Origin of the sequence: Geobacillus proteiniphilus, assembly GCF_001908025.1 — a bacterium.
Classification (GTDB): Bacteria; Bacillota; Bacilli; order Bacillales; family Anoxybacillaceae; genus Geobacillus; species Geobacillus proteiniphilus.
This window is the reverse complement of the sequence record NZ_MQMG01000085.1, coordinates 1-8,083: the sequence shown is the minus strand read 5'-3', so window position 1 is coordinate 8,083 and position 8,083 is coordinate 1. Positions and strand designations below refer to the sequence as shown.

The 8,083-nt window shown below is 47.9% G+C and carries 5 protein-coding genes and 1 pseudogene; 2 read left to right on the top strand and 4 right to left on the bottom strand.

What is annotated here, in order from left to right; genetic code table 11:
• Positions 1-246: 246 nt before the first annotated feature.
• Positions 247-2,778, top strand: a pseudogene (locus BRO54_RS18145) (restriction endonuclease); the annotation flags it as partial.
• A 613-nt stretch (positions 2,779-3,391) separates the two neighbouring features.
• Here the strand turns inward: BRO54_RS18145 and BRO54_RS18140 are convergent.
• From BRO54_RS18140 to BRO54_RS19915, 4 genes are all read right to left on the bottom strand, one after another.
• A complete protein-coding gene (locus tag BRO54_RS18140; RefSeq protein WP_033008847.1) occupies positions 3,392-5,140 on the bottom strand; it encodes an ABC transporter ATP-binding protein in 1,749 nt (582 codons plus the stop codon).
• Complete coding sequence (locus BRO54_RS18135; protein WP_074044796.1) at positions 5,130-5,471, bottom strand: hypothetical protein; 342 nt, start codon at positions 5,469-5,471, stop codon at positions 5,130-5,132. The genes BRO54_RS18140 and BRO54_RS18135 overlap by 11 nt, the downstream gene beginning before the upstream one ends.
• A gap of 59 nt (positions 5,472-5,530) precedes the next feature.
• Positions 5,531-7,000, bottom strand: coding sequence for an IS5-like element ISGka1 family transposase (locus BRO54_RS18130; protein WP_081130568.1), 1,470 nt, complete (start codon positions 6,998-7,000; stop codon positions 5,531-5,533).
• 64 nt (positions 7,001-7,064) lie between these two features.
• The gene (locus BRO54_RS19915) at positions 7,065-7,505 is read right to left on the bottom strand and encodes a MerR family transcriptional regulator (protein ID WP_074044795.1); all 441 of its coding nucleotides are present in this window, start codon (positions 7,503-7,505) and stop codon (positions 7,065-7,067) included.
• Between the two features lie 267 nt (positions 7,506-7,772).
• On the opposite strand from BRO54_RS19915, the gene BRO54_RS19910 reads away from it, so the two are divergent.
• A partial coding sequence (locus BRO54_RS19910; RefSeq protein ID WP_161496667.1) for a PIN domain-containing protein occupies positions 7,773-8,083 on the top strand: 311 nt, incomplete at its 3' end.

The following is an 8,083-nucleotide window of genomic DNA, read 5'->3' as shown; positions in this document are numbered from 1 at the left end:
GGAGGCCACCTCTTTGCCCAAATAGCCTTCCATGACCAGGCGAACCGCCATCACCCGTTGGCGAAGAAGGGTGTTTTTGATTTTCCGTTCCTGTTTGCGAAGTGTCCGAGGTGTCCATCCGTGATCGTTGGTGATTTTGAGACGTTTCATGCAGAATTCCGCTCCTTTTCCATACTTTTCCTTAGGAGCAGTATAACCGGAGTGGGCACCACTTATACGAAGGTTAACTTTTCAATGAGCATATATATGTATGACCGCACACCGGTTGAGTACTTTATTTATGATTCGCAAAAGCTTGACCAAGTGCGCAATTTTGCGACGGCGACAACCATTCAAATCATGATCATCAATATCGATGCGTTTCGCAAAAGCTTTGAAGATCCGGAAAAGGAGGATAAGGCGAACGTCATTCATCGGCCGAACGACCGTCTAAACGGATACCGCCCGATTGAATTTATCCAACAGACGAATCCGATTGTCATCATCGACGAACCGCAAAGCGTCGATACGACGCCGAAGTCGAGGGAAGCGATTGCGTCGCTGAACCCGCTTTGTACGCTGCGCTACTCGGCGACGCATGTGGATAAATACAATATGATATATCGCCTCGATGCGGTCGATGCGTACAATCAAAAGCTTGTGAAAAAAATCGAAGTCATGTCTGTCCGGTCCGAACCGTCGTTCAATGTGCCATACATCAAGCTCGTTGAGGTGAAAGAGCGAAAAGCGAAAATTGAGCTCGATGTCGAATCGCGCGGAAAGGTGAAGCGAACGACGAAAACGGTCAAATACGGCGATGACTTGTATGACGTTTCGGGGGAGCGCGAACTGTACCGCGGCTATATCGTCGAGCAAATCGATTGGACGGAAGGAAATGAAGCGGTTGAAATCAACGGCGATCGACTCAGGGTGGGCGAGGCGATTGGGGATGTCGATGACGATGCCATCAAGCGGTATCAAATCCGCAAAACGATTGAAGAGCATTTAAATAAAGAATTGTGGCTTCGCCCGCGCGGGATTAAAGTATTAAGTCTGTTCTTCATCGACAAAGTCGCTCATTACCGTGATTATGATCAAAACGGCAATCCAATCAAAGGAAAATATGCGGCGATGTTTGAGGAAGAGTATCGGAACTTAATGCAAAAGCCGAAATACCGTCCCCTCTGGGAAGATCCGGGCATTGACCAAGATATCGAGAAGGTGCATAACGGATATTTTGCCCAAGATAAAAGAGGACGGTTGAAAGATACAAAAGGAAATACAGAGGCAGATACGGATGTATACAACCTTATTATGAGAGACAAAGAACGGCTGCTCAGCCTCGATGAGCCGCTCCGCTTCATTTTCTCTCATTCCGCGCTCCGTGAAGGATGGGACAACCCGAACGTCTTTCAAATTTGCACGTTGAAAGACTCCTCCGGCACGTACGTATCGAGGCGCCAGGAAATCGGGCGCGGATTGCGGTTGGCTGTCGATCAAAACGGAGAGCGGGTGCATGACGATCATGTCAACATATTAACGGTGATGGCGAATGAGTCGTATGAAGAATTCGTCGCTACGTTGCAAAAAGAGATTGAAGAGGATACGGGCATTCGGTTCGGCAAAATTGAAAAACATGTCTTTGCGAAACTCATCTATTTGGACGAGGCGACGGACGAGCCGGTGCAAATGGGTTATGATTTATCATTGAAGCTGTATGAGGAATTAAAACAAAACGGCTATATTGACAAACAGGGCAAAGCAACGGAAAAGCTCAAGCAGGCCATTGAAGACTACGACCTCCGTTTAGGAGACGAATTCCAGCCGTGGCGGTCGTCCATCGTGAAAGAGATCAAACGGCACTTGCAAGCATTGCCGATCAAAGATGGGACGAAAAAGAAAAAAGTCCATGTCAATATGGCGGTTCTCAATCAAGAAGAGTTTCGGCAATTGTGGGACAAAATCAAATACAAAACCGTCTATTCGGTCGATTTTGACAGCGAACAGCTCATTGACTTGTGCATCGCCGCCATTCAGGAAATGAAGCCCATTGAAAAAATCCGCATTGTCAGCCGGAAAGGACGGGTGGAAATTGATCATGTGACAGGCGTACAGGCTCAGGTGGTCAACGAAAAAGTGGAGGATTACGTGAGCTTGCACCATACGCTTCCGGATGTCATCACCGAGCTGCAAAACCGGACGAATTTAACGCGGAAGACGATCGTGCGCATTTTGACCGGCTGCAAACGGCTCGATGATTTCAAAAACAATCCGCAAAAGTTCATCGAAGAAGTGGCGGCCATCATCCAGCGCCAAATGAGGCTGTTGCTGAAAGATGGCGTGAAATATTACAAAATTGGTGATGATGCGTATTACGCGGTCGAACTGTTCCAAAACGAAGAGCTGCTCGCCTATTTGAACGACAACGCCATCCCGAGCGAAAAATCGCCGTTTGACTATATCCTTTACGATTCTGAGGTGGAAGAGCGGTTCGCCAAACGTTTTGAACACGATGAGAACGTAAAAGTGTACGTCAAACTGCCGAGTTGGTTTAAAATTGACACACCGATCGGCTCCTACAATCCCGACTGGGCGCTTGTCATCGAAAAGGATGGAGAGGAAAAACTGTACTTCGTCCTCGAGACGAAAGGACAGGAATGGGAGGACGAACTGCGTCCCGGTGAAGCAGCGAAAATTGCCTTCGCCCGCAAACACTTCCAAGCCATCGGAACAGACGTGGAATTCATCGGACCGGAGAATGATGTCGAGCGGTTTATGTTACGAGCCTTAAGCCGTTGAAGGTGGGGACAAAACAGAAGCCAAGCGGGCTTCTGCTTTGTCTTAGCATCACATTATGAATTGACCCGGTTGAATGCAAAATCTTTGAGACATCCAAGAGCACATTCCCGAGCAGCAACAGGGCGCTAGTGTATTGCACACTTAGAGAAATAGGAGTTGATAAAAAATGAGCTTCAAAGCGGAAGCGTTGCGAGTTTTCATCGCTTCGCCATCGGAGGCAGAAAAGGGAGCGGCACCGCACCGCTCTTTTTGTATTTTTTGGTCGGTCGACAAAGTTCGACGGCAATGTTTTACAAAAATTGACACAATCAAATTGAACGTGTTGCCTATAGTGGGGAGCTGATTCATTGTTTCAGCTCCTGTTTTTGGAAGAATGGTTGCTTCACAGAATGAATCCTTGACACGCAAGGGGAGCAAAGAGGGTTGCACCTATGGACATCCGCATTCGTAAGATCTTGGTCTTCCACCATTGATTGACCGGCTGGGTGCGGTGGACTCTCAATGCCAGCCTCCTGCTGGTGCTGGCGTTCAGTGGCTCACAAAGTCCTTTGTTCTTCCTCTTGTTAAGGTGCGAAATGTGAGTTGGAAAGTCGGTGAGTATATGGCTGCCTAATTACCTTTTGCCTTGGGAAAACTGATGGGTGACCAGCTTTTGATATAAACGATGGGTAGCCAGCAATAATTCATGGTTTCCCTGTCCAGTAATGCGCCCGTCTTCGACAACGAAGATCGTGTCTGCATCGGTGACGGTAGAAAGCCGATGGGCAATAATCAACGTCGTTCGACCTTTCATCACGTTTTTCAGCGCTTCTTGCACTAGGCTTTCTGAGTCGCTGTCCAAGTTAGAAGTGGCTTCATCTAATAGCAGGAGTTTTGGGTTTTTTAAGATGGCTCGAGCAATCGCAATACGTTGTCTCTGCCCTCCTGAAAGCTTGATCCCTCGTTCGCCGACTTCTGTTTCATAGCCATTCGGCAATTTTTGAATAAATTCGTGAGCGTTGGCCAGCCGAGCGGCCTGTTCGATTTCTTCATGCTCAGGCATGCTTTCGAATCCATAACAAATATTTTCTCGAATGGTGCTTGACAAAATGGGAATATCTTGAGAAACGTAGCCAATCGCTTGTCGCCATTTTTGTAAATCGATTTCATGGATAGGTATGTTTCCTAACAAGATTTGTCCCTCGTCTGGCAGATAAAAGCGTTCAATCAGTGAAAAAATGGTGGTTTTTCCGCCGCCGCTGGGGCCAACAAAAGCGTAAATTTTGCCTGGCTCAATGGTAAAATGAATGCCTTTTAGCACCGGTTTATCTTGATGATAAGAAAAGGAAACATGTTTGAACTGCAATGTTTGATTGAAGTCGGGTTCTTTTTGTGAGCCCAGCAGTTCCCGTTGCTCTTGAAAGATTTCATTAATCCGCTCTGTAGCCCCCAATGCTTTTTGAAAGGTGGTGAAAAAGGAAGCTGTAGCAGTGAAAGGCATGACAATTTGAAAAATATAAATGATGATGGCCGCAAGCTCTCCCGCCGTCAAATGCCCAGATGCAACCTGGGCGCCGCCATAACCGACAATGATCACGACAACGAGCATCATGACGGTGGCAATCATCGGTGAGATGACGGCATAGACTTTCGCTTCTTTCAAACCGAAGGTCATTAAATTTTTGATCTCTTGATCTCCTTTTTCTGCTTCCATGTGTTGACCGTTATAAGATTTCACGAGACGGATATCTTGCAAGATCCGGCCAAGATGTCCCGAAAACTTGGCCAGTTCATCTTGCGTGCGCAAAGAAATTTGATGCATCTTTCTTCCCAACGGCATGATGATGAGCATAGCAGCGGGAACGGCCAAAAAGATAAAGAGAGTAATTCGCCAATCAATCATAATCAGTAAAATGATGGAACCGATCACAGAGACGATGCCACTAAAAAATGTGACGAGATGGTTGGAAATAAGCAATTTGATGACTGCTGTATCTTGAGTAATGCGGCTCATCGTTTCCCCCGATTCATAGCGGTCAAAAAAGGAAACAGGCAAATGAAGGATGTGGTTCCATAATCGACTTCGAATCTGGGCTACTAGAGCTTCTCCGGCATACGACATGAGATAAAACGAGATGCCGCCTGCCGCCGTTTGAACGAGAAAAGCAGATAAGAGCCAAAAAATTTGTTGCCACTTCATTCCGCCATGGGCTAAGAGATCAATAAAGTCTTTCGCAAACAGGGGGATGATCAACCCAGCCCCGCTTTCAATCAATCCAAGAATGAGGGCGAAAGCAATGAGCGATTTGTTCAATTTTCCTTGTTTGAGCAAATACCAAAATGGTTTTGGACTGCCTTGTTTCGTTTCGATCCTATTTTTCATATCCACTGTTCTCTCCTTCCTTTGATTCCTTCATATCTATACCCATGTGCTCAAGACGTTGCATGTAGTCATCCATCGCTTGTTCAAGCCACTGCGTCTCTTCTTTGGAAAAGGGGAGGGGACTAAGAACATCCCATTCTTCTTTCCACTCAAAAGAATCCCATTGGTTCTGGTTAAGTAGCTCGGTAATCTTTTCAACGGTCTCCAAGCTCAAAAGACCAAAAGTAGAGCGCAGGAACGTTTCAATCATGTGCTGTACGTCAGGGTGGTCGGCGGGGAGTCCGTACAGTTCGTGAACTTGTTTGACGAATTGGGCATAGGATTTGATCATTTCGTTCTCTTTTTGCTTGAGTTCTTCATTATGGAAGATGGCATCAACCGTTTCTTGGTCTAGAAGGCCGGTGAATTAATGGGGCATAGACTTCCCACATGTCGAATTTTGGAGGCCATTCTCCCCGCCGTTTGGCGCCAAAGGATGGGAAGACGAGCAGGACTTCCTGCTCCCAATTCCGGTTTTGCGCACGCCAAAGAGCCGGTCCCCCCTCGTTTTTTTCGAAACCGGCACAATCGCTTCAGATTTTGCACGACGGCGGTCAACAGCGCCTGTTCTTCCATGGCGTAAAGGCCCCGGCTTCGGGCCCGGTCCAGCCCGTGACATTCCTTCCCTTCGGCGAACACATGCTCACAACGCGTGCGAAGGGCTTGAATGGATCGATAGCCGCCCTGTTGCTGAATGAGCCTCGCTTGATTGCGAATCTGAACGTCTCGGACTTTCGCCTGGCGCTTTGCTTCCTGAGCGGGATCCTTCGCCCGGCGCTTCCAGGTTGGAATCTCCTCCATCTCCTTGCGGCGCAACGGCACGAGCGGTGTGATGCCTTGAACGAAGAGCGCTTCCAGATACTCGGTGGTGCCATACGCTTTGTCCGCAGACAAGGTCCGAATCGTAATCGACGGGTGGCGAAACTGAATCGAAGCCAGCTGCTCCAAACTCGTCTCCCGTTCCGCCGTTCCAGTGGCGAGGCTGGCCCGTCTGGATAAAATCACGCGCGACTGGACATCGATGACGTCGTGCACCAGATACCGAGGATACGCTTCCTGCCCTTTGCCTTTCTTGTACAACCGGGCATCCGGATCCGTCACGCTTCGATGGGTCCGGTTGGAAAACGTGGCTCCACGGAAGTTTCCCCGTTCTTCGGCATGGACGCGTTCCCCTGATTTTGGAGACGGAGAGGGTGGGTCGTCATCCGGATCCCGGGCCTCGGTCTGTTCATCTTCCCGGGCAGTGCGGGCCAGATAGTCTTCCAACGTCTCCACCGGAGCGAGCTTGACCTCCCGCAAGCTGTGGATCGAGGCATTCGCCCGCACTTGGGTGCCGTCAGCCGCCGCATGGACATCCGGCGAGACCAACCCCGCCGCGATGCATTGATCCACCACATAGGTCATCAGCCGGTCAAAGATTTCATGTTGGCGCCAGCGTTTCCGTGTTTTGACGAGCGTCGTTCGATCCGGCAGTGTGGGGTGATGAGGATCCGGATGGAGCACGGATTCAAAGTCGAGACCGCAAAACCACAAGTATCCGGCATGCATGGGGAGGATCTCATACAACTCCCGCTCAGAGTGGTCGAACAAATACGAGAGCAGCATTAGGCGAAGCAGCCGTTCCGGATCCGCCGCCGGGCGACCCGTTTTTTCCGTGTACAGGGGAGCCACCCAATCGTGAATGACGGAAAAGTCAACCGCTTCGTTGATTTGGCGCAAGATATGATGTGGAGGAACCAGTTCTTCCATGTCGATGACTTGAAACAGACGAGGCTGAGTCGAAGGGTTTTTGGGGGCTTTCATGATCCGCTCACGCTCCATTCCAACGATTTTTCTTCCTTTTTCGACACAAGCCACCTAAATCCCTGCCTCAGGGTGTACTTTTTCACCGGCCTTCTAGGTAATGTGTCATCAATCGTTTTTGATCATCTTCTGTTTGAATGCTGCGGATTAAGCTCATCAAGAGAAGGCTGTCAATTTCTCCTTCTTCCTCTAAAAGGGTGATGGCATATTCAATGGCTTGAATGGATCTTTCTAACTGTCTTCGTTTCTGTTCTAGCATGTTTTTTTCCAGCATCAACGTTTCTTTTAAGGTAAGGTCGTATGTTGGTTGGTGAATATATTGTCGAATCTCTTCCAAGCTAAGCCCAATAAACTTCAAACTCATAATTTTGTGCAATTGAAGAATGTCCTCTTCCGTATAGATTCGATGTCCTGATGACGGATCTTTCGTTGGCTGCAGCAGTCCAATTTCATCATAATACCGCAATGTCCGGATGGATACACCTGTCTTTTTGGCGATTTCGCCGATCGAATACGTCTCCATGACAGTTGTCCTCCTTCTTTCTTTTGCTAGTCTCTCCCTTATCATACACCCTAACGCAACTGGAGGTTCAAGAGGGAATTGCTTAAAGGAAGGCGGATCGCTCTGCCTTTGTGAATGGATTGATACACTGGAGATCATGTTGCACGATATAAAATACCTGAATCCGTGATAAAAACGCGTAACTTGATCAATGTCGGAATTTGACGAAAAAACGATGTAGGAAAATTCCTCCTTTTGTCGAAGTAAGTAGAGAGAAGGAGGAATGTTATGTGCAAGGTACATATTTTTTGGGATAATAGTAATATTCATATTGTTGGGCGCAACCATGTCATGAAGGAGTTTGAACCAGAGGAAGATCAAAAATTATTTAGAAGCTATTTTAAGAATCTATTTTTGTTGGCGCATAGGAATCGCCCGATTGGCAGTGCTTATGTTGTAGGAAGTATTCCCCCTCCAAATTCCAACTTGTGGGATCACGTTCGGCGGTTAGGCGTTACGCTAGAGTTACTTGAACGTTCAGCTTCAAATAAAGAAGTGGGGGTTGACCAAACACTTCAAGTCTCGATGTTTAGAGAAGC

Excerpts from the sequence above, each read along its gene's own strand:
- BRO54_RS19915 (WP_074044795.1), bottom strand. The coding sequence starts at position 7,505 with ATGGAGACGTATTCGATCGGCGAAATCGCCAAAAAGACAGGTGTATCC.
- BRO54_RS18140 (WP_033008847.1), bottom strand. The coding sequence starts at position 5,140 with ATGAAAAATAGGATCGAAACGAAACAAGGCAGTCCAAAACCATTTTGG.
- BRO54_RS18130 (WP_081130568.1), bottom strand. The coding sequence starts at position 7,000 with ATGGAGCGTGAGCGGATCATGAAAGCCCCCAAAAACCCTTCGACTCAG.
- BRO54_RS18135 (WP_074044796.1), bottom strand. The coding sequence starts at position 5,471 with ATGATCAAATCCTATGCCCAATTCGTCAAACAAGTTCACGAACTGTAC.